Below are 26270 nucleotides of genomic sequence, written 5' to 3'. Positions count from 1 at the left end.
TAAGATAACAATTAGAGATTTCTAATGTTCCGCGCCAGGGGAAGATGCCGCTGCACCAGAAATCTGATGCTCGGCGCGATGATGATCGAGCCGTAGTTCGTGCGCAAGTCGATCCGGAAAATCCGCTCGTCGAAGTGCCGCGTTTCAACGGCAAAGGTCAAAGCCACTTCAAGGACCAGACCGCCACGGTCGTCCCGGACCTTGACTGCAATCCTGCGATGAGGAAGGCCATCCCTGGCCATCTCGGCCAATGTGCGAAGGGCTTCTTTCCTGACCAGCGGGAGATCGTCATATAACGTTCCCTGATCGTCGGAATAGACAATTCCGTCTTCATCGGAATCGAAGAAGTAGCGGGGCATTGCGCTTGGCCGAAGCGGCGGCATCCGGGCACGTTGTCGATAGCTGGCCGGATCTCGGCCGATCGCGATCAGTGCCTTTCCACCGTTGGCTTCGCCGCCAGCTCACTTGCGCTCGCGCAATGCCTTCACCGCCTGCGAGAGGATTATCCGGTCGCCGCCGGTCCTTTTGATCAGCTTGCTCACCTGGCTGGGCGAAACACCATTTTCCCGCGCGAAATATTCGACCTCATAATATTCATCCGCCGAAACGCGATTTCGGTCGCTGAAGTCTCGCTTGCTCTTGTCATCGGCCATTTCCGCTCTCCTCGCCCCTTCTCTTCGCTTCAGGGGGTCAACTTTGGTGCACGCAGCAATTTGAGGGTTCGCCCGCCACAAAGTGACGCGCGAACCCTTATCGGCGCAGGAAGGGACAGTGCTGCGCAGATGCCGGATTCGATCGGAATGGAAACAGCCAGGACCGGTGCGAGCAACCGTCGACCTTTTCCATGGAATCCTCCCGGAACGTGCAGCCAGCAACGGCCACGCGCCGCCACGGTTCCGGGTCACGCGGCAAACCCACCCTTTGCGCGCAAGGATCAGACTTAGGTCCTGCGGCAACACGTCGGTTGGTCCCTGCCGGGCGGGACCGAAGCCCCGTCGACGGAACGTTTTCAGCTGCCTTCCGTTCGAGTGAGCCTTGGCGTGAAGAGCGGACCGAGTTCGCAAAGGAGACGACCATGAGAATGCATCTTTCCACCGCGGTGGCGGGATTTTTGCTGCTGGCAGGCATCGGCGCCGCTGCGGCGCAAGACGTTGTCATCGAACCGCAGCAGGAAACGATCATCAAGGAGTATGTGAAAAAGCAGCCGCTGGCCTCGGTGAAAATCCCTGGGGTGGAGCTCAATATCGGCTCGACGCTCCCCGATACCGTCGAGCTTCATGAAGTCCCCAACGTCAAATACCGCTATGTCGTCGTCGACAACCGCACCGTCGTTGTCGACCCAGGCACGCGCAAGATCGTCAAGATCATCGAGTGACGTGAAAGCTCGGGCAGTCGTCCCCCGCCGCTCGCAAATCCGCGGCGGGCGACGTATGCGTTAGGCGGTTCCTCGGCGTCGTCGCTCAGCAGGAACCCGCCGCACCGTCGAGGGCCGGGGGGCCTCACAGGCAGTTTCAATGCGAACAATCAGCAGACTTTTTGATTCCCATGACCAGGCGGCGCGAGCCGTCGAAGCACTTCAGGCGGCAGGAATTGCGCGCCACCAGATCAGTATCATCGGACCCTACGACGACGAAATCGGCGCCGTCTTGCGCGTTCCAGGCACCGGTGCCGCCCTTGGCGCGGCGGGTTTGTTGGCCGGCCTCGGCGCCTTCGATATCCCCGGCATCGATCCCCTCGGCGCGGGATGGCTGGCATCGGCCCTCGTCGGTGCAGCCTTGGGCTGCGTTGCCGGCAGACTTTTCGGCGCATTGTCCGATATCGGCAAGCAGCCAGGCAAGCCAGATGCCGCACAAGGTGTGATCCTGGTGCTGGCGCATGTCGATGAAAGGCAGGCAGACAGCGCACAGGCGGTGCTTGGGGCTTCCGTTCAGGCAACGCAGTCTTTGGCCAGGGCGGCATGAAGGTTCAGCTCGGGCAAGGCGCTTGACCAGGCCGCGCAGCGGGGCGGCGATCCAAGCGCGAATTCAAAAATCTCTGGCAAGCCGCCGCCAGAAAGTGTTGAACACCGTGCCGATCACATTCGGCGAGCGGTTGCGCTCGGCGAGGCTTGATGATTTGCTGTCGGTTTGCGGAGAACGAATAATGCATGAGCCTGTCGGTCAAGACGAATATGGGTCGACCAGCCCGTTCGATCCGGACGATCTGTCGAGGTTGAACGCAATCGGCCCGAGCGCTGGCAGCAACGATTTCGAGAAATACGCAGTCGCCGTGATCATCGTGTTCGGCGCCCTGATCATCGGTGGCCTGATGGCTGCCGGCTTGAGCTTCGGGCGCCGCAGCACCTTCTTTTTCGCGCTTGGTGGCGCCACCGCGGCATGGATATCCGGCAATGCGCTTCTGCTCGACCGGCCACGCATCTACGCCCTGTTCGTCGGCATCGCGGCGCTGATGCTGATAGCGTCGACGATCGCGCTGGTCACCTGATTCAGAGCGAAATCTTATTGTTGACCATGATCTTATCCGAAAAACCGATTCCCACTTTTGGGGTCTAATACCCGATAGCCTTGCCGGATGCGGCGCGGCTGTCGATGGCGCCATTGTAGCGGGTGCCGCCGCCCTTCTCGATTTCCGCCAGGCTCTTGCCGCCGACCAGGATGCCGGCCGCCTGGCCCCAGGTCGTGTCGGCAAGATCGAGGTGGTAGCCCATGCCGGTGAGCAGCTCTTCGGTATCGGGCGACAGGCCGAAAGGTTCGATATAGACCGTGTCAGGCAGCCATTGGTGATGGATGCGCGGTGCGTCGATGGCCTCCTGGATGTTCATACCGTGGTCGACGACGTTGACGATCGCCTCCAGCGTGATGGTGATGATGCGTGAACCGCCGGGGCTGCCGATGACCATGAACGGCTTGCCGTCCTTGGCGAGGATGGTCGGGCTCATCGAGGACAGCGGCGTCTTTTTCGGCGCGATCGCATTCGCCTCGCCCTGGACCAGGCCATAGAGATTGGGCACGCCGGGTTTCTGGGTGAAATCGTCCATCTCGTTGTTGAGCAGGATGCCGGTGCCGGCGGCGACAACGCCGGCGCCGAAAGAGCCGTTCAGCGTGTAGGTTACCGCGACGGCATTGCCATCATTGTCGATGATCGAAAAATGCGTCGTCTCGTTGCTCTCGCCAAAACCCTTCGGCATCAATTCCTGCGAGACGCCGGCCCGGAACGGATCGATCTTTTCGCGAATTTCCCTGGCGTAATTCTTGTCGAGCAGTTTTGCGACCGGATTGTCGATGAAACCGGGATCTCCGAGCGCCGAATTGCGGTCGACATAGGCGTGGCGCATCGCCTCGACCATGACGTGAACCGTCTCGGCCGAACCGGCGCCGAGATAGGACAACGGATAGAACTCAAGCACGTTGAGGATCTCGCAGATGATGACGCCGCCGGAGCTCGGCGGCGGCGAGGAAATGATCTCGTAGCCGCGATAATTGCAGGTCACCGGCTTGAGCTCGCGCACCGCATAGTTTTCGAAATCAGCCCTGGCCAGAATGCCGCCCTTCTCGCCACTCGCCTTGACGATGGCGTCGGCGGTCGCGCCTTTGTAGAAGGCATCCGCCCCGCGTTCGGAAATGGCGGCCAGCGAAGCCGCGAGGTCGGGCTGAACAAGACGCTCGCCGACAGCATAGGGCTTGCCGTCCGGCTTGAGGAAAATGGCCGCCGCCGCTGGGTCCCTCGCCAACCGCTCGGCGCCGCCCTGGAGCGAGGCCGCATCGCCCTGCTCCAGCACGAAGCCTTCCTTGGCAAAGCGGATGGCCGGCGCCAGCAAGTCCTGCCGCGACAGCGTGCCGTATTTCTCCCGCGCCATCTCGAAACCAGCGACCGAGCCCGGCACGCCGACCGCCAGATAGCCGTCGAGACTGGCGCCTTTTACCGGCTTGCCGTCCTTGTCGAGATACATGGTTTTGGTCGCGGCCAGCGGCGCGCGCTCGCGAAAATCGAGGAAGGTCGAGCGGCCGTCCTTGAAGCGGATGGTCATGAAGCCGCCACCGCCGATATTGCCGGCGGTCGGATAGACCACGGCCAGCGCATAGCCGACGGCGACCGCGGCATCGACCGCGTTGCCGCCCCTCTTCAGCACCTCGACGCCGACCTCAGACGCAAGATGCTGGGCGGTCACCACCATGCCGTGCTCGCCCTTCGCCGGCTGCGGCGAGGCGGCATAGGCGAGGAAGGGTACGAAGGTCAGGGTGAGGGAAAGGCTTACGGCGATTAGCGTTCGGCGGGTGTTGTGCATGGCCGTGCTCCGAGGCGTGGGGTAGGCCTAGAAAACGCGCTTGGAGCGGTTGAGTCTACTGCGAAGATCGAAAGAATCGGGAGGGTTCGCACGCCTGTGCCGGTTCGCCTCGCAACCGCCGTTGCAATCTTCGGCGACTGCAACGGCATGGATCCTAGGGTCTCCGCTACGTCGCTTCGCTCCTGCTCCGCCCTAGGATCCATGCCGTAACTTCTGAGCGCCGCAGCGTTGGTAGCAAGGCCACGCTTCATCGCGGCTCTCAGAATTTTTCAGTTACACAGCAACTTTGTTCTTGCTTTGTGCCGGCAGCTATGCTACTAATTTGGATATGGTGCTAATTGGCTCCAACGACCCGCCCTTCGTGGCGGGTTTTCATTTTCAGCCAATATCAAACAATCCCGCCGCCGACGCTCGCCACCGCCGGCCGTTCGGCTGCGACCTTCGCCCGGTAGCCGGCGGCGCGGTAGGCGGCGACCGGATCGATGGCGCCGCCGGTCTTCAGCCGCGCCATGGCAAGGATAGGCCGCAGCCACTGAGCATGGTACAGGCGCAAGCATGGCTGATCCGAAGCAATCCCAGATCCACAACTTCAAGGACGTAGCCCGCGGGCCTGAACGCGACGACGAGAAGCCCTTGGGCGAGCGGCTCAAGAAGCTGGTGAAGTACAAGCCGACAGAGAATTTGACGTGACCGACGAGCAGTTGGTTTTGGTAGCGATCCCATCGCTTGTGGCGGTTCTGCTCAATCGCGAACAGCAAAAGGGCTCGCCTTTGACTGAGGACGAAGTCGTGGCGATCAGGGACAGCGCCGCATGCATGGCGATGCCATACGACGTCGCCGCGCAGGTGGCGGAGAAGCGCGGCTATGATGACATCAGGCTTGAGAATGCTTGGGAAGACTGGAATGCGATCCGCCCAAGCCTGGGCTTATAAACGCAACAATCGCGATTGATTCGCACCGACGACCCGCCTTAGGCGGGTTTTCGTTTTTCAGCCAATATCAAACAATCCCGCCGCCGACGCTCGCCACCGCCGGCCGTTCGGCTGCGACCTTCGCCCGGTAGCCGGCGGCGCGGTAGGCGGCGACCGGATCGATGGCGCCGCCGGTCTTCAGCCGCGCCATCGCAAGGATAGGCTCGACGTCGGTGCGATAGGCTGTCTTCAGCGTCTGCGTCGCCATCAGCGCGTCATTAGCGTCCTGGAAGCCTTCGAGCGCCTTGCGGTCGACCAGCAGCGCCTGCGCATAGGCGCGCTGCACCTCGACCGCCGACAACATCAGGCTTTCTATCGGATCGGTGACGTTATGGCTCTGGTCGAGCATGTGGGCCGGATCGAAACCTTCGGCACCGGCAAGCTCGGCATCGACCAGTTCATTGAAGACGAGGAACAGCCGGTAGGGATCGATCGAGCCGGCGTCGAGATCGTCGTCGCCATATTTCGAATCGTTGAAATGGAAGCCGCCAAGTTTCTTGAACTGGATCAGTCGCGACACGATCATCTCGATGTTGACGTTGGGGGCGTGATGGCCAAGGTCGACCAGACAGAACGCCTTGTCGCCAAGCTCGTTGGCGATGATGTAGTTGGTGCCCCAATCCTGCACGACGGTCGAATAGAAGGCCGGCTCGTACATCTTGTGCTCGGTGAACAGTTTCCAGCCGTCCGGCAGTCCGGCATAGATCTCCTTCATCGCGTCGAGATAGCGCTCGAATGCCTTGGCGAAATTGACCTGGCCGGGAAAGTTCGAGCCGTCACCGATCCATACCGTCAGCGCTTTGGACCCCAGCGTCCTGCCGATCTCGATGCATTCGAGATTATGCTCGACCGCCTGCCGGCGTGTTGCTGCATCGGCATGCGACAGCGAGCCGAATTTATAGGAAAGTTTTTGGTCCCTGGCGTCGGAGAAGGTGTTGGAGTTGATGGCGTCGAAGCCGAGGCCGAAGCGGGATGCCGCCTGCTTCAGCCGGTTCGGATCGGCCTTGTCCCAGGGAATATGCAGCGAGACGGTCGGCGTCGCCTGCGTCAATTGCCGGATGACGGCGCAGTCCTCGATCTTGTCGAAAATGTCACGCGGCTCTCCGGCGCCGGGAAAGCGGGCAAAGCGGGTGCCGCCGGTGCCGACGCCCCAGGACGGGATGGCGACGGCGAATTTCTCGACCTTGTCGCGGATGGCGTCGATGGCGATGCCGCGGCGGTCGAGGCGCTCGCCGAGGGACTCGTAGTCGCGCTTGAGATTGGCGCTGCGCGCGGCATTGTGCCTGTCGACGAGGTCGGCGGAGATGATGGTTTCGGACATGGTGGTTTCCTCCCAATTTGTGTTGGTCGGCGCTGCCCCTCATCCGCCTGCCGGCACCTTCTCCCCGTATAGTGACGGGGAGAAGGGTAAAGCTCCGGCGTCGGCGCCAACCCTCAACGACTGCTTATCGCGTAAAACTCTGTGCGTTGCCGGCGTCGACGTTGATGATGTTACCGGTCGATTTGGCCGACATATCGGAGGCGAAGAAATAGATCGCCTCGGCGATGTCTTCGGGGAACACCGACCGCTTCAGCATCGAACGCGAGCGGTAGTGCTCCTCGAGATCGTCGGTCGACATCTTGTAGGCGGCGGCGCGCTGTTCCTTCCATTCGCCGCTCCAGATCTTCGAGCCGCGCAGCACGGCGTCGGGGTTGACGACATTGACCCTGATCTGCGCTTCCGCGCCTTCCAGCGCCAGGCAGCGTGCCAGATGGATTTCGGCGGCCTTGGCAGTGCAATAGGCGGCGGCGTTTGGCGATGCGGCAAGCCCATTCTTGGAGGCGACGAAGACGACGTTGCCGCCGATCTTCTGCGCCCGAAACAGCCGGAACGCCTCCCGCGAAACCAGGAAATAGCCGGTCGACAGGATGTCCATGTTCTTGTTCCACAGCGTCAGCGTGGTGTCCTCGATCGGCGCCGAGGAGGCCAGGCCGGCATTGGAGACCAGAATATCGATGCCGCCGAATTCGACCGCCGTTTCGGCAAAGCCGGAGATCACCTGATCCTCGGACGTGACGTTGATGACTACGGGCCGCACGAAATCCTTGCCATAGGCCTTGGCAAGCTCGTCATTGGCGCCGGCAAGGGCTGCTTCGTCGATATCGGCCAGCACGACGCACGCGCCCTCGCGCAGCAGCCGGTTGGCGGTGGCCCGGCCAATGCCGCCGGCGCCGCCGGTGACCAGCGCAATCTGGCCGGCAAGAGCCTTTGGTTTCGGCAGGCGCTGCAGCTTTGCCTCTTCGAGCAGCCAGTATTCGATGTCGAAGGCTTCCTGGTCGGGCAGGCCGACATAGGTCGAGACCGTCGAGGCACCGCGCATGACGTTGATGGCGTTGACGTAGAACTCGCCCGATATGCGCGCCGTCGCCTTGTCGCCGGCGAAGGTGAACATGCCAACGCCGGGCATCAGATAGACGACGGCGTTCGGATCGCGCACCGGTGGCGAATCCGCGTGCTTGCAGCGGTCATAATAGGCCTGATAGCCGACGCGATACTCCGCCACATCATCGGCAAGACGGGCAATGACGGCATCGACGTCGGGATTTTGGGGGTCGAACTCGATGACCAGCGGCCGGATCTTGGTGCGCAGGAAGTGGTCCGGGCAGGACGTGCCGAGTGCCGCCAGCGGCCGCAAATCCCTGGAATTGACGAATTCGAGCACGGCAGGGGAATCGTCGAAATGGCCCAGCTTGTGGCTGTTCTCCGAGATCAGGCCACGGATCCTCGGCATCAGTTTTGCGGCCGCGGCGCGACGCGCAGGCGCATCGAGGGATTTGACGACTTCGCCGCCGAAAATCGGCTTGCCCTGGCTCTTGCGCTCGAACCAGTCGATCGCCTGGTTGATCACCGAGATCGTCGTCTCGTAGCATTCCTTCGGTGTGTCGCCCCAGCTGAACAGGCCATGACTGGCCAGTACGACACCCTTGGCTTCGGGGTTTTCGCGGCAGAATTTCTCCAGCCACAGGCCGAGCTCGAAGCCCGGACGTTTCCATGGCAGCCAGCCGATCGTGTCGCCGAAGATCTCCTTGGTCAGCGCCTGCGAATCCTTGGCGGCGGCAATGGCGATGATGGCATCGGGATGCATATGGTCGACAAAAGGCTTCGGCACGAAGGCATGCAGCGGCGTGTCGATGGAAGCCGCACGCGGGTTGAGGTTGAAGGTGCAATGGGGCAGATAGCCGACCATCTCGTCTTCATGTTCGAGGCCGCGATAGAGACCTTTCAGCGCCCGCAATTTGTCCATGTAGAGCGTGGCGAAGCCGTCGAGCTTGATCGAGGCGCTGTCGCCGCCCGAGCCCTTGACCCACAGCACTTCCACGCTCTCGCCGGTGAGCGGATCGTTTTGCCAGATCTTGGAGGAGGTGTTGCCGCCGCCATAATTGGTGACGCGCTTGTCGGAGCCAAGAACATTCGAGCGATAGACCAGACGTTCGGGCTCGCTCATTGCTTGCGCTTTTGCGTCATCCCAAAGATTGGCGAGGCGCGTGCCGGAGCGCTTGTCGAGCATAGGTATCCTCCCTTTGGGACACGCAAACGGCGCGGGTCCCTTTTGTACGAATTTCTACGCAAGCAGCGGCCTTGTCAATCACAAACGATCAATATCAGTCATATTGCATTGCACAATGAAATTATCTGATCGGAAATGATTGACACTGCGCGCTTTGGGTGACTAGATGCTCCGGCAGGGAGGAACCATGCACGAGAAAGAGCGCCACAGGATCATTCTGTCCGCCGTCCAGGAAAAGCCTGTGGTGACGGTGCAGGAGATGGTCGACCTGACGGAGTCGTCGGAGGCGACGATCCGGCGCGACATCGCGGCATTGCATGTGCAAAAACGGCTGCGCCGGGTGCGTGGCGGCGCCGAGGCGCTTTTGCCGCCGCAGTTCATCGGCCTTGCCGGCCGGCCCTTTTCCGTCAACGAGACCATCAACGCTTCGCAGAAGCGGGCAATCGCGCGGGAAGCCGTCGAACTGTGCAAGGACGGCGAGCCGATCATCATCAATGGCGGCACCACCACCTTCCAGATGGTGCATTTCCTGACCGGCCGCCGCATGCCGATCTTCACCAATTCCTTCCCGATCGCGGAGCACTTGCTCAGGCACTCCAAGAACACGGTGATGCTGTCGGGCGGCACCATCTACCGCGAGCAGAACATCATCCTGTCGCCGTTCGACAATGACGTGACGCGCAATTTCTACGCGCGCCGCATGTTCATGGGCGCGCAAGGGCTGGGGCCGCTCGGTCTTATGGAAGGCGACCCGCTGCTGATCCAGGCCGAGCAGAAACTGATCGACCAGGCAGACGAATTGGTGGTGCTGGTCGATTCCTCGAAGTTCCGCAAACGCTCGAGCCTGATCCTGTGCGGCCTGTCGCGCATCGCCACGGTGATCACCGACGACGCCATCGAGGATCGCGAAGCCAACATGCTGGAGACTGCCGGCGTGACGCTGATCATCGCCCGCACAACGGCAACCAACAAGGAAGAATCTTCGCTGCAGGCCTGAGAACCACTCACGCCCGCAGCGGCGATGGAATGCAACGCTCAAGGGAGGATATTCGATGAGCTTTCTGAAGAAACTGATGGTTACGGCGGCGTTCTCCGCCGCCATGTTCGTGAATGCCGCCTACGCCGAAAACGTCAAGATCGCGCTGGTGGTGAAGTCGCTCGGCAACGGCTTCTTCGACGCCGCCAACAAGGGCGCCGAAGAGGCGGCCAAGGAGCTCGGCGATGTCGACATCATCTACACCGGCCCGACCAAGGCGACCGCCGAAGCGCAGATCGAAGTGGTCAATTCGCTGATCGCCCAGAAGGTCAATGCCATCGCCATTTCGGCGAACGACGCCGACGCGCTGGTGCCAGTGCTGAAGAAGGCGATGCAGCGCGGCATTACCGTCATCTCGTGGGATTCAGGCGTCGCGCCGGAAGGACGCCAGCTTCACCTCAACCCCTCCGATACCAACCTGATCGGCGAGACCATCATCAAGCTGGCCGCCGACTACCTGCCGGAAGGCGGCGATGTCGCCATCCTGTCGGCTTCTTCGACCGCGACCAACCAGAATGCCTGGATCGACGCGGCCAAGAAGGTGCTGCCGGAGAAGTTCCCCAAGATCAAGCTCGTCGCCACCGTCTATGGCGACGACGACTCGGCCAAGAGCACGGACGAAGCCAAGGGCCTGCTGAAGTCCTATCCGAACCTCAAGGCGATCATCGCACCGACCACGGTCGGCGTCGTTGCCGCCGCGCAGGTGGTGACCGATGAAGGCCTGATCGGCAAGGTCAACGTCACCGGCCTGGCGCTGCCGTCGGAGTTCAAAAAGTTCATCGACAATGGCGCCAGCCAGGCGGTTGCGCTGTGGAACCCGATCGATCTCGGCTACTCCGCCGTCTACCTCGCCCACGACCTGGCGGTGAAGAAGGAAGAGGCCAAGCCCGGTGCTACGCTGTCGATCGGCCGCGTCGGCAAGGTCACGCTCGACGACACCAACTCGGCTGCGATGGCTCCGCCCTTCCAGTTCGACAAGTCGAACATCGAAAAGTTCTCCAAGATCTATTGATCCTGGGACCTTCGAAACGGTGCGGCGGGGCTCAGGTTCCGCCGCGCTTTCAAACGAACCTTGCTACAGGGCTTGATACGATTATGGACACGACAGCCCAGCACGAAGTGGCACATGAAGCGCCTTTGTCATCCGGACCGCGCCTGACGCTGTCCGGCATCTCGAAAAGCTTTCCCGGCGTGCGGGCGCTGCACAATGTCGGCCTGTCGCTCTATCCCGGCCAGGTAACCGCGCTGATCGGCGAAAACGGCGCCGGCAAGTCGACGCTGGTCAAGATCATGACCGGCATCTACCAGCCGGATGCTGGCACGATCAGCATCGACGGCCAGCCGGTCATACTGCCCAGCGCCCACGCCGCGTTCGGGCATGGCATCACCGCCATCCACCAGGAAACCGTGCTGTTCGACGACCTGACGGTGGCCGAAAACATCTTCCTCGGCCATGCGCCGCGCACGCCTTTCAAAACCATCGACTGGCGCACCATGCGCAAGAATGCCCGCGAGGTGCTCGACACGATGGGCGCCGGCCATATCGACGCCGACGCCAGGCTGAAGGACCTCGGCATTGCCAACAAGCACCTAGTCGCGGTTGCCCGCGCCATGTCCATCGACGCGCGGATCGTCATCATGGACGAGCCGACGGCAGCGCTTTCGATGAAGGAGATCGAAGAGCTTTTCCTGCTGATCGAATTCCTCAAGAGCGACGGCAAGGCGATCCTGTTCATCAGCCACAAATTCGATGAGATCTACCGCATCGCCGACCGCTATACCGTGTTCCGCGACGGCGAGATGGTCGGCGAAGGCCTGATCAAGGACGCCGGCCAGAGCCAGATCGTGCGCATGATGGTCGGCCGCTCGGTCGATCACATCTTTCCGCAGCGCAAGGCCGAGATCGGCGCGCCGGTGCTGGCCGTCTCCGGCCTGTCGCACCCGACCGAGTTCGACGACATAGGCTTCGAGCTGCACAGGGGCGAAATCCTCGGCTTCTACGGCCTTGTCGGCGCCGGGCGCAGCGAGGTGATGCAGGCGATATCAGGCATCACCCGCACCAGCGGCGGCACGATCACGCTGGAGGGTAAGGCAATCGCGCCGAAATCGGCGGCGGATTCGATCGACGCCGGCATCGTCTATGTGCCGGAGGAGCGCGGCAAGCAAGGCGTGGTGATCGGCCTGCCGATCTTCCAGAATGTCTCGCTGCCCTCGCTCAAACGGACATCCAAGTCCGGCATATTGCGGCTGGCCGAAGAGTTCGCGCTGGCCCGCTCCTACACCGAGCGGCTCGATCTGCGCGCCTCCTCGCTCAGCCAGGACGTCGGCACGCTGTCGGGCGGCAACCAGCAGAAGATCGTCATCGCCAAATGGCTGGCGACCGCGCCCAAGGTGATCATCCTGGACGAGCCGACCAAGGGCATCGACATCGGCTCGAAGGCGGCCGTGCACGGCTTCATGGCCGAGCTCGTCGCGCAAGGCCTGTCGGTGATCATGGTGTCGTCCGAATTGCCGGAAATCCTCGGCATGTCGGACCGCGTCGTCGTTATGCGCGAGGGCCGCATTGCCGCGGTCTACGACAATAAAGGGCTCGACGCCGAAACCTTGGTCAGGACGGCAGCGGGGATCGCGGCATGAAGGCTCTTCTCAAACACCGCGAGGTCTGGCTGCTGGCGGCAATCGTCGTGCTGATCGGGCTGATCTCCACGCGGTTTCCAGGTTTTGCCGATCCGGCCAACCTGCGCCAGGTGTTCAACGACACGTCGATCCTGATGATCCTGGCGCTCGGCCAGATGGTCGTCATCCTGACCCGCTCGATCGACCTGTCGATGGCTTCAAATCTCTGCTTCACCGGCATGGTGGTGGCAATGCTGAACGCCGCGCATCCGGCGATCCCGATCCCGCTGCTGATCGTCATCGCACTGCTGGTCGGCCTGGTGCTCGGCGCCATCAACGGCCTGCTGGTATGGCGGCTGAACATTCCCTCGATCGTGGTAACGCTCGGCACCCTCACCATCTACCGCGGCGCCACGTTCGTTATTTCAGGCGGCGCCTGGGTCAACGCCGACCAGATGAGCGCTGAGTTCATCGGCCTGCAGCGTGCGGCTTTCCTCGGCATTCCGGTACTGTCGTGGATCGCCCTGCTGGTCATTGCATTGTTTTTCCTCGTGATGACGCGCACCGCGCTCGGCCGCTCGATCTATGCCATCGGCGTCAACCCGACCGCATCGGTCTATGCCGGCATCGATGTCGGCCGGACGAAATTCATCGTCTTCTGCATCTCGGGGATGATCGGCGGCCTCTGCGGCTATCTGTGGATTTCGCGCTACGTCATCGCCTCGGTCGAGGTCGCCAACGGCTATGAGCTCAACATCATCGCCGCCTGCGTCATCGGCGGCATCTCGATCGCCGGCGGCATCGGCTCGGTCGGCGGCGCCGTGCTCGGTGCGCTGTTCCTCGGCATCATCTCCAACGCGCTGCCGGTCATCAATATCTCGCCCTTCTGGCAGATGGCGATTTCAGGCAGCGCCATCATCCTGGCCGTGGTGCTCAACGCGCGCGGCGAACGCCGGCAAGGCCGCATCATCCTCAAGAAAGCGGAAGCGGCATGACCGACACCCCTGCCCCACGCCACATTCCCGATCGGCTCGACAAGCCGCTGACGTCGGCGATCTTCTCATGGGAGGCGCTGCTGGTCGTCGTGGCGGTTGCCATCTTTGCCGTCAACAGCTTTGCCTCGCCCTACTTCCTCGACGCGTGGTCGTTGTCGGACCTCACCTTCAACTTCACGGAAAAGGCGCTGATCGCGCTGGCCATGGCGCTGCTGATCATCTCCGGCGAAATCGACCTGTCGGTGGCCGCCATCATCGCGCTGGCGTCAACAATGATGGGCATGGCGGTGCAGGCCGGCGCCGGCATGCCTGAACTGGTGGCAATCGGCCTCGTCGTCGGGCTCGGCTGCGGCGCCTTCAACGGACTGCTCGTCACCAGGCTCGGCTTGCCGTCGATCGTCGTCACCATCGGCACGATGAGCCTATTTCGCGGCATTGCCTTCATCATCCTCGGCGACCAGGCCTACAAGGGCTATCCCGCGAGCTTCGCCTTCTTCGGCCAGGGCTATGTCTGGTGGGTGGTGTCGTTCGAACTGACGCTTTTCCTGGTCGCGGCAGTCGTCTACTGGTTCCTTCTGCACCGGACGAGCTTCGGCCGCCGGGTCTTTGCCATCGGTAACAACCCGGTCGCGGCGCAGTTTTCCGGCGTACGCGTCGGCCGTATCAAATTCATCCTGTTTTGCCTGACCGGCCTGATGGCGGGCATCGCCTCAGTGCTGATCACATCGCGGCTCGGCTCGACCCGGCCGTCGATCGCGCAGGGCTACGAGCTGGAAGTCATCACCATGGTGGTGCTTGGTGGCGTCAGCATCCTGGGCGGGGCCGGCAGCATAGTGGGCGTGGTGCTCGCGGCCTTCATCATGGGGCTGGTGACCTTCGGCCTCGGCCTGCTCAATGTGCCAGGGATTGTTATGTCGATCTTCATCGGCCTGCTGCTGATCATCGTCATCGCGCTGCCGATCCTGTGGCGGCGAGTACGGCGGGAGCGCTTTGCCTGATGCCGGAGAAATACGCGTTCAAGATGAAGCTCAATCCGGGCATGAAGGCCGAATACAAGAAGCGCCACGACGACATCTGGCCGTCGCTGGTCGAGCTGCTCAAGCAGGCCGGTATCTCCGATTACTCGATCCATCTCGACGAAGGGACCAACACCTTGTTCGGCGTGCTGTGGCGCCGTGACGACCACGGCATGGACGAATTGCCGAAGCATCCGGTGATGCAGCGTTGGTGGGCCGAGATGGCGGACATCATGGAGACCAAGCCGAACAACGAGCCGGTGGCGGTGCCGCTGGAAACAATGTTCCATATGGAATGACCCGCCACGTCGCCGTCATCGATATCGGCAAGACCAACGCCAAGGTGGCGCTGGTCGATCTTGCCGCAGCAAGCGAAGTCACGCTGCGCAGGATGGTGAACGAGCCGGTTCGGCAAGGCCCATACCCGCACCATGACGTCGAGCGGTTATGGGCGTTTATCCTTGGCAGCCTAGCCGAGATCGATCGCGAGCAGCGCATCGATGCGATATCGATCACCACCCATGGCGCAACGTCCGTGCTGGTCGACGCATCAGGCGAGCTGGCGCTGCCGGTGCTCGACTACGAATTCGACGGTCCGGATGCCCTTGCCGGGGACTATGACACGATCCGTCCGGCGTTCTCCGAGACCGGCACGCCGCGCCTGCTGGCCGGCCTCAATCTCGGCGCGCAGCTGTTCTGGCAGCAGAAGCGCTTTCCGGCGGATTTCGCCAGAACCTCCGCGATCCTGATGTATCCGCAATACTGGGCCTTGCGCCTGACCGGCGTCGCCGCCAGCGAGGTGACTTCGCTCGGCTGCCACACCGATCTGTGGAACCCGTGGAAAGCGGATTTTTCGTCGCTGGTCGACCGGCTGCAATGGCGCCGGCTAATGGCGCCGGTGCGGCAGGCCAAGGACCGCTTGGGCCCGATCCTGCCCGCGCTTGCGACACGGACCGGGCTCGACCCGCAAACGCCGGTGTTTTGCGGCCTGCACGATTCCAACGCCTCGCTGCTGCCACATCTCCTGTCCGACCGACCGCCTTTCTCCGTGGTCTCGACCGGCACCTGGGTGGTGTCGATGGCGGTTGGCGGCAACAAGATCGCGCTCGACCCGGCCCGCGATACGCTGGTCAATGTCAACGCGCTCGGCGATCCCGTGCCGTCGGCGCGCTTCATGGGTGGCCGCGAGTTTTCCGTGCTGACCGAGGGCCAATCGGAGAACTGGACGGAAGACGATGTTGCCACGGTGCTGGCGCGCAAGACGTCCCTATTGCCCTCGACCCAAAAGGGTTCGGGCCCGTTTCCGCATCATACCGCATCATGGCTTAACGCGGACGGTATGAGCGTCGGCCAGCGCTTTGTCACCATCTCGTTCTACCTGGCGCTGATGACCGCGACCTGCCTCGACCTGATCGGCGCGGACGGTCCAACCATCGTCGAAGGACCCTTCGCCCGCAACCGGCTGTTCACCCGCATGCTGGCTGCGGCGACGGCGCGTGGCGTCATCGCCTCCGAGGCCGCCACCGGCACCAGTATCGGCGCCGCCTTGCTGGCGTCGGACCAGGGGACACCGCAAGGCAGAGGCGAAAGGACCGAACCGTCGGCCGATCCACTCTGGACAAGTTACGTGCGCTCCTGGCGTTCAGCGGTCGACGAACGAGCCTGACCGCCGAGCTCATGGCGCCCTGATGTCCGGAGATGCCTAGCCCGCATAGAGCAATCCTTGCGGATCGATCTCCGGCTTGCGGCCGGCGACCACATCGGCAAGGAACTTTCCCGAGCCGCAGGCCATGGTCCAGCCGAGATGGCCGTGGCCGGTGTCAAGGTAGAGATTGTCGTATCGCGCCCGGCCGATGACCGGCACGGAGTTCGGCATCATCGGGCGAAGTCCAGCCCAGAGCTCGGCCTTGCTCTCGTCGAAAGCGCCGGGGAACAGGTCCTTGGCGGTGTTCAGGATCGAGTTGAAATCGCGTGGCTTGAACGTGCGGTCGAACCCGGTGAACTCCGCCGTCGAGGACATCCGCAGCCGATTTCCCAGCCTGGAATAGCCGATCAGCCGGTCCTCGTCGGCGCCACCCATGATCGGCCCCTTGCTTTCATCTTCCAGCGGAACAGTCACGGTATAGCCCTTCACGGGATAGACGGGCAGATCGATGCCGTAGCGGCGGCCGAGCAGACCGCTCTCCGGCCCCATGGAAATGACCACCGCGTCACCCGCCACCGGGCCGGCCGAGGTCATCACGGCGCGCACCCGGTCGCCGTCGATGTCGAGGCCTTCGACCGTGGTGCCGTAGAGGAATTGGACGCCGAGTTTCTCGGCGGCATAGGCAGCGAGGTTCTGCGTGAATTGGCTGGAGTCGCCGGTCTGGTCGATCGGCGAATAGACGCCGCCGGCTATCTTGTCCTTGGCGCCGGCAAGGCCGGGCTCGAGCTCGACCAGCCGGTCGCGGCCGACGATCTCGATCGGCAGGCCGTGTTCGCCGAGATAGCGGTAATTGTCGGTGCCGGTATCGAAACTCTGCTGCGAGCGGAAGAAATACAGAATGCCTTTCTTGCGCTCGTCATAGTGGATGCCGGTCTCGGCCGAGACGGCGTTGATGCAGTCGCGCGAATAGAGCGCCAGACGCAGCTTGACGTCGGTGTTGGCGCGCATGCGCTTATGCGTGCACTGGCGCAGGAAGCGCAGGCTCCAGGCGAAAAAAAACGGATCGAAGCGCAGCCGCACCTTGATGCCGAGATCGTGGTTGTAGAGGCCGCGCAGGAGCGTCTTCAGCGCGGCTGGCGAGGCCCAGGCGGTGGCGTCCCCGGGCGACACCAGGCCGGCATTCGACCGGCTGGTGCCGCGTGCCGCCGCCGGATGGCGCTCGATCACCGTCACCTCATGGCCGTCGCTGGCCAGATAATAGGCCGCCGCCGTACCGACGACGCCGGCCCCAAGCACCAGGATTTTCATTCCGCCCCCAGCCCGCTGAGCCAACCTTTGCGGAGAGCCCACTTCACCCCAGAGCCGAATTCTTGCTGGTCAGGATGCGCTCCCAGGCAAGCGCATCGGCAACGATCTGGTCGAGGTTGTCGCGCTGCGGGGTCCAGGCGAGCTCGCCGCGCGCCAGCTCCGAATTGGCGACGACCGCGGCGGCGTCGCCGGCGCGGCGATCGCCCATCCGTACGTCGAAATCATGGCCGAAGACGCGACGGACGCTGTCGATGACCTCGAGCACCGAATAGCCGTGGCTGTAACCACAATTGGCGACCAGGCTCGATCCGCCGGCACGCAGCCGCTGAAGCGCCAGCCGATGCGCCGCCGCCAGGTCGCTGACGTGGATATAGTCGCGCATGCAGGTACCGTCCGGCGTCGGATAGTCGGTGCCGAACACCTGCATGAAGGGGCGCTTGCCGAGCGCCGTCTCGCAAGCGACCTTGATCAGATGCGTGGCACCGGGCGTCGACTGGCCGGTGCGGCCCTTCGGATCGGCGCCGGCGACGTTGAAATAGCGCAGCGCCGTATAGCGCAACCCATGGGCAATTGCCGCGTCGCGCAGCATCCATTCACTCATCAGCTTGGACAGGCCATAGGGCGATTCCGGCGCAAGCCGGGCATCCTCGCGCACCGGCTCCAGGCCGGCGCCGCCATAGACGGCGGCGGTCGAGGAAAAGATGAAATTGGGCACGCCTTCGCGCACCGCGGTCTCGATCAAGGTGCGCGTCTTGCAGGTGTTGTTCTCGTAATAGGCAAGCGGGTCAGCGACCGATTCGGGGACCACGATCGAGCCGGCGAAATGGATGATCGCGTCGATCTTATTGTCGCGAATGATCGAAGCGACCAGTTCCCTGTCGGCGACGTCGCCGACGACGAGCTTTGCTTCCGGGGCCACCGCCCATTCAAAGCCGGTAGAAAGCCGGTCGAGGACGACGACGCTGTCGCCCGTGTCCAGCAATTCCCAGACCATATGGCTACCTATATAGCCGGCACCGCCTGTCACCAAAACCGTCATCCGCATCCTCGCTATTCATGATTTATCGGAACTGTCTCAATCGTCGCCGTACTGGAAAATCCGCCGCCAGGCCATTAAAACCTGCGGTAACCAGTCTCATCGGCGCGTGGCATTGTCCTGAAACAAGATTGATCCACATCAAGGGAATAGGCCACGTTCCGTGGTCGTTAGGAACAGGCTCGGGGCGTGGCATTTTGACCAAAAAGGCCAGGTGGACGACGAATGGGCCAATGACTATGATCCCGCGCAAAACTGGGAAGGCGACATGAATTATCAGCGGTTTTTCGAGGAAGCGATCGACCAGCTCCATGCGGAGCGTCGCTATCGCGTCTTCGCCGACCTTGAGCGTATCGTCGGGAAATTCCCACGCGCCATCTGGCGCGCCAATGGCCGCGCCGAGGAAATCACCGTCTGGTGCTCCAACGACTATCTCGGCATGGGCCAGCATCCCGACGTCATTGCCGCGTTCCAGAAGGCGGCAGGCAAGATGGGGTCGGGGGCCGGCGGCACCCGCAACATCTCCGGCACCAGCAACCCGCTGGTCGAGCTCGAACTGGAGCTTGCCGACCTGCACGACAAGGAAGCGGCACTGGTTTTCACCTCCGGCTTCGTTTCCAACGAGGCGTCGATCTCGACCATTGCAAAGCTGCTTCCCAATTGCCTGATCATCTCGGACGAGCTCAACCACGCTTCGATGATCGAGGGCGTGCGGCGCTCAGGCGCCGAGAAGAAGATCTTCCGCCATAACGACGTCGCGCATCTCGAAAGCCTGCTGCAGACGGCCGGCCGCGAGCGCGCCAAGCTGATTGTCTTCGAGAGCGTCTATTCGATGGACGGCGACATCGCGCCGATCAAGCAGATCGTCGATCTCGCCGAGCGCTACAACGCCATGACCTACATCGACGAGGTCCACGCCGTCGGCATGTACGGGCCGCGCGGCGGCGGCATCACCGAGCGCGAAGGGCTGGCCGACCGCATCGACATCATCGAGGGCACGCTGGCCAAGGCGTTCGGCACGCTTGGTGGCTACATCGCCGGCACCAGCGCCGTGATCGACGCGGTGCGCTCCTATGCGCCGGGCTTCATCTTCACCACGGCGTTGCCGCCGGCGATCGCTGCCGCGGCAACCACCTCGATCCGCCATCTCAAGCGCTCGCAGGCCGAGCGCGATGCGCAGCTGCGTCAGGCGACGCGGACCAAGCAAGTGCTGGCCGCGGCCGGCCTGCCGGTGATGGAGTCGCCTACCCACATCGTGCCCCTTCTGGTCGGCGATCCCGAGCTCTGCAAGATGGCCAGCGACCGCCTGCTCGGTGTGCACGGCATCTACATCCAGCCGATCAACTACCCGACAGTGCCGCGCGGCACCGAGCGGCTGCGCATCACGCCGACACCGTTCCATTCGGACGCGTTGATTGCGTCCCTGCAGGACGCGCTGGTCGAGACATGGGATGCGTTGGGGATTCCTTACGGTTCGGCGGGCCGACCGTCGGTCGCCAAGAGCGACCGCGTCATTCCGTTGCTGGTGCCGAAGTCGGGCGGCTGAAGCCCGTTTGAAACTCTACTCCGGCGGCCATCTGACGCGGCTTTCTGCGCTTCCGGTGCTCACGGACCCAAATGTCCGCTGCGCTCCGGTTCTCGAAACCCACGCCAGCTGACTCGCCGGAGCGAGTTTGAACTCGGGGCTTCGAGGCAGCTCACATATTCTTCATCCATTTCGCCAGCCGGTGCGCGGCTTCCTCGAGCTGGTCGAGACGGCGGTGGAAGCATAGCCTGAGAAAGGATTCGCCGCCGGGGCCGAAGGCGGTGCCGGGAGCCAGGCCGACATTGGCGCGGTCGACCATGTCGAAGGCGGCAGCGCGGGAATCGGTGATGCCGTCGACCGCGAAGAACAGATAGAATGCGCCCTGCGGCACGGTGAACCGCGCCCTGCCGGTTTCGGCGAGAATGCCGCACACCAGGTCGCGCGCCGCCCTCGCCCGCTCCACCTGCTCGACGATGAAGGCGTCGCCCTCATCGAGGGCAACGACGGCGCCGCGCTGCATGAACTGCGCAACGCCGGACGTCGAATACTGGACCAGGTTCTCGAACACCTGCTGCAAGGCGGGATGGATCTTGATCCAGCCGATGCGCCAGCCGGTCATCGCCCAGTTCTTGGAAAAGGAATTGACGAACAGGATGCGATCCTCATCGGCCATGATGTCGATGAAGGACGGCGCGCGACTATCGCCGTAATGAAACAGCGAATAGATCTCGTCGGCGATGATCCACAGGCCCCTTTCGCGGGCAAGGTCGAGGATCGCCTGCAGCGTCTCCTTGTCGGCGGTCCAGCCGGTCGGGTTGGACGGCGTGTTGACGAACAGCGCCTTGGTCCGCGGCGTGATCGCGGCTGCGATCTTGTCGACATCGCAGGACCAGCCATTGCCCGACTGGTCGAGCGTGACCGCGACCGGCACGGCGCCGGCGACGCCGGCGGCGGCGGCGAAGTTCGGCCATGCCGGCGACAGGTAGACGAGTTCGTCGCCCTTGCCGGCCACCGCGTCGATGGCCATCTGGATGGCATGCATGCCGGAGCCGGTGACGATGAATTCCTCGTTGGCGAAAGTCTTGCCGAAATGCCTGGTGTAGTAGCGGGCGAGTGCCTGCCTGAGTTCGGGAATGCCCCGCTGCCAGGTGTAGAAGGTTTCACCGCCGGCGAGTGCCTTGGCGGCGGCATCAGTGATGAAGGCAGGCGTCGGCAGGTCGCCCTCGCCGGCCCAGAGCGGGATCATGCCGTCGCGGCCGCGGCCACGGTTCATGACGGCGACAATGCCGCTTTCAGGCGCCGCCCGCGCTTCGGCGCGCAGAGTATCGATCAGGGTCATGGATGGGTCCGTTTTCGTTTGCTCGACTGCTAGCGTGTTTCAGGGCGGACGAAAACAGAAAACCCCGGCCGCAGGCGACCGGGGTTTTGGTCCAGAAAGTTACCGCAGGCGCTACTTTCTGGCGAGGAGATCGCGAATTTCGGTGAGCAGCGCGACATCGGCCGGCGGCGGGGCAACCGGGGCGGCCGGTTTCTCGCGCTCCAGCCGCTGGCGCAGATTGTTCACCGCCTTGACCATCAGGAAGATGATGAAGGCGAGAATGAGAAAATTCAGCGCCACGGTGATGAAACTGCCATACGCAAAGACCGCGCCCTGCTTCTTTGCGTCGGCCAGCGATGTGGCGTTGACGGCTGAAGACAAGGGCAGAAAGTAGTTGTTGAAGTCCAGTCCGCCGAAAATCGCCCCGATAATCGGCATGATGATGTCGTTGACCAGCGAATCGACGATCTTGCTGAAGGCAGCGCCGATGATGACGGCGACGGCCAGGTCCATCACATTGCCCCTGGAAATGAATTCCTGAAATTCTTTCAGCATTCGACCCTCCTTGTCCTGACCGGCCGTGCTGCCGTCCACGCCTCGGCATCGACCGGCGGGCAGAATAGCAAAAACCTGCGGTTGCGACAGGCGCAAAGACGTGTTTCCCCGGCCTGGATTGCGCGAAGCCGCGGCCATAATGCGCCGAAAGCCGCGATGGACTCGGTGGCGAAGCTGTGATTGCGTCTGCAAGGCCGGATGAAAAATCGGCGCAGGGAGGAAGTTCGAGCCGTGCAGGGCTGGTTCATCGTCATCATCGCGATCGCCTATGTGACGTTGCTGTTTGCTATCGCCAGCCTGGGCGACCGGCGCTCGACTTCATCCGGGCCTGGCCGCGCCCGGCCCTTTATCTATGCGCTCAGCCTCGCCATCTACTGCACCTCCTGGACCTTCTTCGGCTCGGTCGGGCTGTCCTCCGAGCGCGGCCTGGAGTTCCTCGGCATCTATATCGGACCGGTGCTGGTGTTCGTGTTCGGCTTTCCGCTGCTGCAGCGCATCGTCAGGCTGGCCAAGACCGAGAAGATCACCTCGGTCGCCGACTTTCTCGGTGCCCGCTACGGCAAGAGCTTCGCTGTCGCGGCGATCGCCACACTGATCGCGACCATCGGCGCGGTGCCCTATATGGCGCTGCAATTGAAGGCGATCTCGGGCTCGGTCAGCCTGATGGTCGAGCACTATACCGGCTCGCCGCCGTCGTTCGATCCGTTCGTCAGCGACATCTCGCTGGTCGTTGCCATGCTGCTGGCGCTGTTTGCGGTGCTGTTCGGCACGCGCCACGCCGATGCCACCGAGCACCAGGACGGGCTGGTGCTGGCGGTGGCAGTCGAAACCGTGGTCAAGCTCGCCGCCTTCCTGGCAATCGGCCTGATGGTCATGTTCCTGATCTTCGGCGGGCCAGGCGACATGTTCGACCGGCTCGCCGAAAACACGCAGGTGCGCCAGGCGATGGGCTACAACACCTCGCTCGCCACCTGGCTGGTGCTGACATGCCTGAGCGGCTTTGCCATCCTCATGCTGCCGCGCCAGTTCTACGTCACCATCGTCGAAAATCGCAGCGAGGCCGAGCTGCGCACCGCGACATGGGTGTTTCCGCTCTATCTGGTGGCAATCAACCTGTTCGTGCTGCCGATCGCGCTGGCCGGCCTGGAACTGGTCGGCCCCAGGACCAGCAGCGACCTTTACGTGCTGTCGCTGCCGCTGTTCAGCGGCCACGACGTGCTGGCCATGGCCGCCTTCATCGGCGGGCTGTCGGCGGCGACCGCAATGGTGATCGTCGAAAGCGTCGCGCTGTCGATCATGATCTCCAACGACCTGGTCATTCCGCTGTTCGTGCGCCGGCTGCTGCGGACCACGACATCCGAGAACGAGGACTGGTCGACGCTCATCCTCAATGTACGGCGGGCGGCGATCTTCATCATGCTGTTCATCGCCTTTCTCTACTACCGCGAGAGCACCAATAGCGCGCGGCTGTCCTCGATCGGCCTGATGTCGTTCGCCGCGATCGCGCAGTTCGCGCCGGCAATGATCGGCGGCCTGATCTGGCGCGGCGCCAACGGAAGGGGTGCCGCACTTGGCATGGTCGCCGGCATCGTCGTCTGGAGCTATACGCTGCTGCTTCCCTCGCTCGTCGCGCCCGATACCGGCATCCTCGTCCACGGCCTGTTCGGCTTCGATGCATTGCGGCCGCAGGCTCTTTTCGGCACCGTCGCCGAGCCGCTGAACCATGGCGTGCTGTGGAGCCTGTCGATCAACACGATTTTTTTTGTGTTCGGCTCGCTGTCGCGCGCCTCCGTGCCGCTGGAACGCATCCAGGCATCGATCTTCGTGCCGCGCGAGGCGGGGCCGCTGCCGAGCCTGCGCCGCTTCCGCACCACCATAACCGTCAACGACCTCAAGGACACGATCGCGCGCTATCTCGGTGTCGAACGCACCGAGCGGTCATTTCAGTCGTTCGAAAAGAGCGGCGGCACTTCACTGCACGGCAACGAACAGGCCAGCATGGATGTCATCCGCTTCTCCGAGCAGCTTCTGGCCAGTGCCGTCGGCTCCTCTTCGGCGCGGCTGATCCTGTCGCTGCTGCTGCGCCGCAACGACCGCGAATCCAAGGACGCCTTCCGCCTGCTCGACGACGCCACGGAGGCGCTGCAGCACAATCGCGATCTGCTGCAGATCGCACTCGACCAGATGGAACAGGGCATCACTGTCTTCGACCGCGATTTCCGGTTGATTTGCTGGAACCGCCAGTACCGGGCGCTGTTCGACCTGCCCGACGAGATGGGCCAGGTCGGCGTCTCACTCGATCGTATCCTGCGCCACCTTGCCGAGCGCGGCGATATACCGGCAGACCAGCGCGTCACCATGCTCAACCGCCTGACCAGCTTCGTCAGCCCATGGCAGATGGAGCTGAAGACAAGCGGGCGCATCCTGGAATTGCGCTCCAATCCGATGCCGGACGGCGGCATCGTCGCCACCTACGCCGACATCTCTGGACGCGTCGAGCAGGATCTGGCGCTGAAGCGCGCCAACGAATCCCTGGAACAGCGAGTGAAGAGCCGCACCGCCGAGCTCACCCGCGTCAATGAGGAGCTGGCGCAGGCGCAGATGCTGGCCGAGGAGGCCAATCTCGGCAAGACCCGCTTCCTCGCTGCCGCCGGCCACGACATCCTGCAGCCGCTGAACGCCGCCCGCCTCTATTGCTCGTCACTGATCGAGAAGACTGGCAAGGGACCTGCCGGCAAGGCGGCGATGAACATCGAATCGTCGCTGGAATCGGTCGAGACCATCCTCGGCGCGGTGCTCGACATTTCGCGCCTCGATGCCGGCGCGATGAAGCCGGACGATACGAGCTTCGGCCTCGACGGGCTGCTGCGCCAGATCGGCAACGACTTCCGGCCGCTTGCCGCCGAAAAGAAGCTCGAACTCTCGATCATGCCGTCGTCGCTCAGCGTCATGACGGACCGCAATCTGCTGCGCCGGCTGATCCAGAACCTGGTCTCAAACGCCATTAAATACACGCGCCATGGCCGCATCCTGGTCGGCGTGCGGCGGCGCGGCGAATTGGCCGAGATCCAGGTTATCGACACCGGCATCGGCATTGCCGGCGACAAGCTCAACACCGTGTTCCGCGAATTCACCCGGCTCGACGAGGGCGCACGCGAGGCGGAAGGCCTCGGCCTTGGGCTCTCCATTGTCGACCGCATCGCCCGCGTCCTGCGCCTCGAAATCCGGATCTTCTCCAACCCAGGCAAGGGCACACGCTTTTCCGTGTTGCTGCCGGTGGTGGCCGTGCAGGCACCGCGGCGCGAGGCCGAGGCGAAGCCGCCTGCCCGTGCCGCGGCCTCGCTTGCCGGGCTCCATGTGCTCTGCATCGACAACGACGCCCGCATCCTCGACGGCATGCGGCTGCTGCTCGAGGGTTGGGGCTGCAGCGTCGACACGCTTTCCGGCGCGGAGGATCTCGAGAGGTCCGGCATGCATCGGCCGGACATCGTGCTTGCCGACTATCATCTCGACAACAGGACCGGCCTCGAATTGATCGCCCAGTTGCGTGCGATCCATGGCGAGGACTTGCCGGCCGTGCTGGTCACCGCCGACCGCTCCAGCGAGGTTCGCGCCGCTGCCGGCAGGCTCGACGTGCCGGTGATCAGCAAACCACTGAAACCGGCAATGCTGCGCTCGATGATGGCCAGGGTCAGGCCGCTGGCGTCGGCGGCCGAATAGGAATCAGCCGGCCGTCTGCAGCGGGTCGCTGCCGATTTTGGACAAAAGGATCACCGCCTGCGTGCGGCTGTCGACGCCGAGCTTCTGCAGGATGGCCGAGACATGCGCTTTGATCGTCGCTTCGGAGACCCCGAGCTCATAGGCGATCTGCTTGTTGAGCAGTCCCTCAGCCAGCATGCCGAGCACGCGCGTCTGCTGTGGAGTCAGCGCTTGCAGGCGCTTGATCAGGTCGGAAATCTCGGGATCGCGCTCGACACCGAGATCGACCCCGGCGGGTGCCGCGATATCACCTGCGAGCACCGACTGCACCGCATTGCGGATCTCCTCCATGCTGGCCGATTTGGAGATGAAGCCGGAGGCGCCGAGATCGAGCGCGCGCCGGATCGTCACCGGATCGTCATGCGCCGAGACCACCATCATCGGCACCGCCGGATGGATGCCGCGCAGCGAAATCAGGCCGGAAAGACCGCTTGCCCCCGGCATCGAGAGATCGAGCAGCACCAGATCGACATCCTCATTGGCCAGGACCAGCGCCTTGGCGCTTTCGAAATCGCCGGCCTCGTGAATGGCGGCAACGTCTCCGATGCCCGCGAGTGCCTCCCTCAATGCACCGCGAAAAAGCGGATGATCGTCGGCAATGACGAATGTGTAGCCCAACGGTGATATCCCTCCCCGACTCCCATTGGCGATGTTCCG

At 63.0% G+C, this 26270-nt stretch carries 24 protein-coding genes and 1 pseudogene; 14 read left to right on the top strand and 11 right to left on the bottom strand.

The genetic code is table 11. From position 1 onward, the window contains the following. Positions 1 to 11: 11 nt before the first annotated feature. Positions 12 to 383: a DUF6894 family protein gene (locus NKH49_RS04460; RefSeq protein ID WP_352613940.1), complete on the bottom strand. Its 372-nt coding sequence runs from the start codon at positions 381 to 383 to the stop codon at positions 12 to 14. A gap of 78 nt (positions 384 to 461) precedes the next feature. Further along, positions 462 to 653 carry a DUF3606 domain-containing protein gene (locus NKH49_RS04455; protein WP_352613939.1) on the bottom strand — a complete coding sequence of 64 codons (192 nt, stop codon included), beginning with the start codon at positions 651 to 653 and terminating at the stop codon, positions 462 to 464. Positions 654 to 1075: 422 nt separating this feature from the next. Here NKH49_RS04455 and NKH49_RS04450 point away from each other — a divergent pair, with 422 nt between their 5' ends. The 3 genes from NKH49_RS04450 (at position 1076) to NKH49_RS04440 (ending at position 2484) form a co-directional block, all read left to right on the top strand. After that, positions 1076 to 1375 (top strand): DUF1236 domain-containing protein, encoded by a 300-nt coding sequence (locus NKH49_RS04450; protein WP_352470142.1) that lies wholly within the window; start codon positions 1076 to 1078, stop codon positions 1373 to 1375. A 139-nt stretch (positions 1376 to 1514) separates the two neighbouring features. Next, a complete protein-coding gene (locus NKH49_RS04445) occupies positions 1515 to 1961 on the top strand; it encodes a hypothetical protein (RefSeq protein ID WP_352613938.1) in 447 nt (148 codons plus the stop codon). Positions 1962 to 2142: 181 nt separating this feature from the next. Continuing rightward, positions 2143 to 2484, top strand: coding sequence for a hypothetical protein (locus NKH49_RS04440; RefSeq protein ID WP_292663955.1), 342 nt, complete (start codon positions 2143 to 2145; stop codon positions 2482 to 2484). A gap of 64 nt (positions 2485 to 2548) precedes the next feature. Here NKH49_RS04440 and ggt read toward each other — a convergent pair whose 3' ends face one another. Both ggt and NKH49_RS04430 read right to left on the bottom strand, forming a co-directional pair. After that, positions 2549 to 4285 (bottom strand): gamma-glutamyltransferase, encoded by a 1737-nt coding sequence (ggt, locus tag NKH49_RS04435; RefSeq protein WP_352613937.1) that lies wholly within the window; start codon positions 4283 to 4285, stop codon positions 2549 to 2551. 388 nt (positions 4286 to 4673) lie between these two features. Beyond that, a pseudogene (locus tag NKH49_RS04430) lies at positions 4674 to 4814 on the bottom strand (sugar isomerase); the annotation flags it as partial. Between the two features lie 26 nt (positions 4815 to 4840). On the opposite strand from NKH49_RS04430, the gene NKH49_RS04425 reads away from it, so the two are divergent. Beyond that, on the top strand, positions 4841 to 4975 hold the full coding sequence (locus tag NKH49_RS04425; RefSeq protein WP_352470139.1) for a hypothetical protein: 135 nt from the start codon (positions 4841 to 4843) through the stop codon (positions 4973 to 4975). Then, positions 4972 to 5217, top strand: coding sequence for a hypothetical protein (locus NKH49_RS04420; RefSeq protein ID WP_352470138.1), 246 nt, complete (start codon positions 4972 to 4974; stop codon positions 5215 to 5217). The genes NKH49_RS04425 and NKH49_RS04420 overlap by 4 nt, the downstream gene beginning before the upstream one ends. A gap of 67 nt (positions 5218 to 5284) precedes the next feature. On the opposite strand, the gene rhaI is transcribed toward NKH49_RS04420, so the two are convergent. Both rhaI and NKH49_RS04410 read right to left on the bottom strand, forming a co-directional pair. After that, entirely contained in the window at positions 5285 to 6577 is a 1293-nt protein-coding gene (gene rhaI / locus NKH49_RS04415) for an L-rhamnose catabolism isomerase (protein WP_352613936.1), read from the bottom strand. 124 nt (positions 6578 to 6701) lie between these two features. Further along, positions 6702 to 8804, bottom strand: a complete 2103-nt coding sequence (locus NKH49_RS04410; protein WP_352613935.1) for a bifunctional rhamnulose-1-phosphate aldolase/short-chain dehydrogenase — start codon at positions 8802 to 8804, stop codon at positions 6702 to 6704. Between the two features lie 187 nt (positions 8805 to 8991). On the opposite strand from NKH49_RS04410, the gene NKH49_RS04405 reads away from it, so the two are divergent. The 7 genes from NKH49_RS04405 to NKH49_RS04375 all read left to right on the top strand — a co-directional run bounded on the left by NKH49_RS04405 (position 8992) and on the right by NKH49_RS04375 (position 16133). Beyond that, positions 8992 to 9801, top strand: a complete 810-nt coding sequence (locus NKH49_RS04405) for a DeoR/GlpR family DNA-binding transcription regulator (RefSeq protein ID WP_352613934.1) — start codon at positions 8992 to 8994, stop codon at positions 9799 to 9801. A gap of 55 nt (positions 9802 to 9856) precedes the next feature. Further along, a complete protein-coding gene (rhaS, locus tag NKH49_RS04400) occupies positions 9857 to 10852 on the top strand; it encodes a rhamnose ABC transporter substrate-binding protein (RefSeq protein ID WP_352448664.1) in 996 nt (331 codons plus the stop codon). An 83-nt stretch (positions 10853 to 10935) separates the two neighbouring features. Continuing rightward, positions 10936 to 12477, top strand: a complete 1542-nt coding sequence (locus NKH49_RS04395; RefSeq protein WP_352613933.1) for a sugar ABC transporter ATP-binding protein — start codon at positions 10936 to 10938, stop codon at positions 12475 to 12477. Next, positions 12474 to 13451, top strand: coding sequence for an ABC transporter permease (locus tag NKH49_RS04390; RefSeq protein WP_352613932.1), 978 nt, complete (start codon positions 12474 to 12476; stop codon positions 13449 to 13451). The genes NKH49_RS04395 and NKH49_RS04390 overlap by 4 nt, the downstream gene beginning before the upstream one ends. After that, a complete protein-coding gene (locus NKH49_RS04385; protein WP_352541322.1) occupies positions 13448 to 14449 on the top strand; it encodes an ABC transporter permease in 1002 nt (333 codons plus the stop codon). The genes NKH49_RS04390 and NKH49_RS04385 overlap by 4 nt, the downstream gene beginning before the upstream one ends. Next, on the top strand, positions 14449 to 14766 hold the full coding sequence (gene rhaM / locus NKH49_RS04380; RefSeq protein WP_352613931.1) for an L-rhamnose mutarotase: 318 nt from the start codon (positions 14449 to 14451) through the stop codon (positions 14764 to 14766). The genes NKH49_RS04385 and rhaM overlap by 1 nt, the downstream gene beginning before the upstream one ends. Then, positions 14763 to 16133, top strand: a complete 1371-nt coding sequence (locus tag NKH49_RS04375; protein WP_352613930.1) for an FGGY-family carbohydrate kinase — start codon at positions 14763 to 14765, stop codon at positions 16131 to 16133. The genes rhaM and NKH49_RS04375 overlap by 4 nt, the downstream gene beginning before the upstream one ends. 36 nt (positions 16134 to 16169) lie before the next feature. Here the strand turns inward: NKH49_RS04375 and NKH49_RS04370 are convergent, their stop codons facing one another. Then, positions 16170 to 17420, bottom strand: a complete 1251-nt coding sequence (locus tag NKH49_RS04370) for a D-amino acid dehydrogenase (protein WP_352613929.1) — start codon at positions 17418 to 17420, stop codon at positions 16170 to 16172. Between the two features lie 43 nt (positions 17421 to 17463). Then, positions 17464 to 18459, bottom strand: coding sequence for a UDP-glucose 4-epimerase GalE (gene galE, locus NKH49_RS04365; protein WP_352925210.1), 996 nt, complete (start codon positions 18457 to 18459; stop codon positions 17464 to 17466). Between the two features lie 265 nt (positions 18460 to 18724). Here galE and hemA point away from each other — a divergent pair, with 265 nt between their 5' ends. After that, complete coding sequence (gene hemA, locus NKH49_RS04360; protein ID WP_352613927.1) at positions 18725 to 20002, top strand: 5-aminolevulinate synthase; 1278 nt, start codon at positions 18725 to 18727, stop codon at positions 20000 to 20002. Positions 20003 to 20153: 151 nt separating this feature from the next. On the opposite strand, the gene NKH49_RS04355 is transcribed toward hemA, so the two are convergent. After that, on the bottom strand, positions 20154 to 21320 hold the full coding sequence (locus tag NKH49_RS04355) for a pyridoxal phosphate-dependent aminotransferase (protein WP_352488243.1): 1167 nt from the start codon (positions 21318 to 21320) through the stop codon (positions 20154 to 20156). A 111-nt stretch (positions 21321 to 21431) separates the two neighbouring features. Beyond that, positions 21432 to 21854, bottom strand: a complete 423-nt coding sequence (mscL, locus tag NKH49_RS04350; RefSeq protein ID WP_352577002.1) for a large conductance mechanosensitive channel protein MscL — start codon at positions 21852 to 21854, stop codon at positions 21432 to 21434. Between the two features lie 231 nt (positions 21855 to 22085). On the opposite strand from mscL, the gene NKH49_RS04345 reads away from it, so the two are divergent. After that, a complete protein-coding gene (locus NKH49_RS04345; protein ID WP_352613926.1) occupies positions 22086 to 25574 on the top strand; it encodes a PAS domain-containing hybrid sensor histidine kinase/response regulator in 3489 nt (1162 codons plus the stop codon). 3 nt (positions 25575 to 25577) lie between these two features. Here NKH49_RS04345 and NKH49_RS04340 read toward each other — a convergent pair whose 3' ends face one another. After that, positions 25578 to 26240, bottom strand: a complete 663-nt coding sequence (locus NKH49_RS04340) for a response regulator (RefSeq protein WP_473556440.1) — start codon at positions 26238 to 26240, stop codon at positions 25578 to 25580. Positions 26241 to 26270 lie beyond the last annotated feature (30 nt).

The organism is Mesorhizobium sp. M1088 (assembly GCF_040318575.1).
Lineage (GTDB): Bacteria > Pseudomonadota > Alphaproteobacteria > Rhizobiales > Rhizobiaceae > Mesorhizobium.
This window is presented reverse-complemented; position numbering and strand designations above follow the sequence as displayed.

Coding starts and splice junctions, on each gene's coding strand:
- NKH49_RS04460 (WP_352613940.1), bottom strand. CDS start 383: ATGCCGCCGCTTCGGCCAAGCGCAATGCCCCGCTACTTCTTCGATTCC.
- NKH49_RS04455 (WP_352613939.1), bottom strand. CDS start 653: ATGGCCGATGACAAGAGCAAGCGAGACTTCAGCGACCGAAATCGCGTT.
- NKH49_RS04450 (WP_352470142.1), top strand. CDS start 1,076: ATGAGAATGCATCTTTCCACCGCGGTGGCGGGATTTTTGCTGCTGGCA.
- NKH49_RS04445 (WP_352613938.1), top strand. CDS start 1,515: ATGCGAACAATCAGCAGACTTTTTGATTCCCATGACCAGGCGGCGCGA.
- NKH49_RS04440 (WP_292663955.1), top strand. CDS start 2,143: ATGCATGAGCCTGTCGGTCAAGACGAATATGGGTCGACCAGCCCGTTC.
- ggt (WP_352613937.1), bottom strand. CDS start 4,285: ATGCACAACACCCGCCGAACGCTAATCGCCGTAAGCCTTTCCCTCACC.
- NKH49_RS04425 (WP_352470139.1), top strand. CDS start 4,841: ATGGCTGATCCGAAGCAATCCCAGATCCACAACTTCAAGGACGTAGCC.
- rhaI (WP_352613936.1), bottom strand. CDS start 6,577: ATGTCCGAAACCATCATCTCCGCCGACCTCGTCGACAGGCACAATGCC.
- NKH49_RS04410 (WP_352613935.1), bottom strand. CDS start 8,804: ATGCTCGACAAGCGCTCCGGCACGCGCCTCGCCAATCTTTGGGATGAC.
- NKH49_RS04405 (WP_352613934.1), top strand. CDS start 8,992: ATGCACGAGAAAGAGCGCCACAGGATCATTCTGTCCGCCGTCCAGGAA.
- rhaS (WP_352448664.1), top strand. CDS start 9,857: ATGAGCTTTCTGAAGAAACTGATGGTTACGGCGGCGTTCTCCGCCGCC.
- NKH49_RS04395 (WP_352613933.1), top strand. CDS start 10,936: ATGGACACGACAGCCCAGCACGAAGTGGCACATGAAGCGCCTTTGTCA.
- NKH49_RS04390 (WP_352613932.1), top strand. CDS start 12,474: ATGAAGGCTCTTCTCAAACACCGCGAGGTCTGGCTGCTGGCGGCAATC.
- NKH49_RS04385 (WP_352541322.1), top strand. CDS start 13,448: ATGACCGACACCCCTGCCCCACGCCACATTCCCGATCGGCTCGACAAG.
- rhaM (WP_352613931.1), top strand. CDS start 14,449: ATGCCGGAGAAATACGCGTTCAAGATGAAGCTCAATCCGGGCATGAAG.
- NKH49_RS04375 (WP_352613930.1), top strand. CDS start 14,763: ATGACCCGCCACGTCGCCGTCATCGATATCGGCAAGACCAACGCCAAG.
- NKH49_RS04370 (WP_352613929.1), bottom strand. CDS start 17,420: ATGAAAATCCTGGTGCTTGGGGCCGGCGTCGTCGGTACGGCGGCGGCC.
- galE (WP_352925210.1), bottom strand. CDS start 18,459: ATGACGGTTTTGGTGACAGGCGGTGCCGGCTATATAGGTAGCCATATG.
- hemA (WP_352613927.1), top strand. CDS start 18,725: ATGAATTATCAGCGGTTTTTCGAGGAAGCGATCGACCAGCTCCATGCG.
- NKH49_RS04355 (WP_352488243.1), bottom strand. CDS start 21,320: ATGACCCTGATCGATACTCTGCGCGCCGAAGCGCGGGCGGCGCCTGAA.
- mscL (WP_352577002.1), bottom strand. CDS start 21,854: ATGCTGAAAGAATTTCAGGAATTCATTTCCAGGGGCAATGTGATGGAC.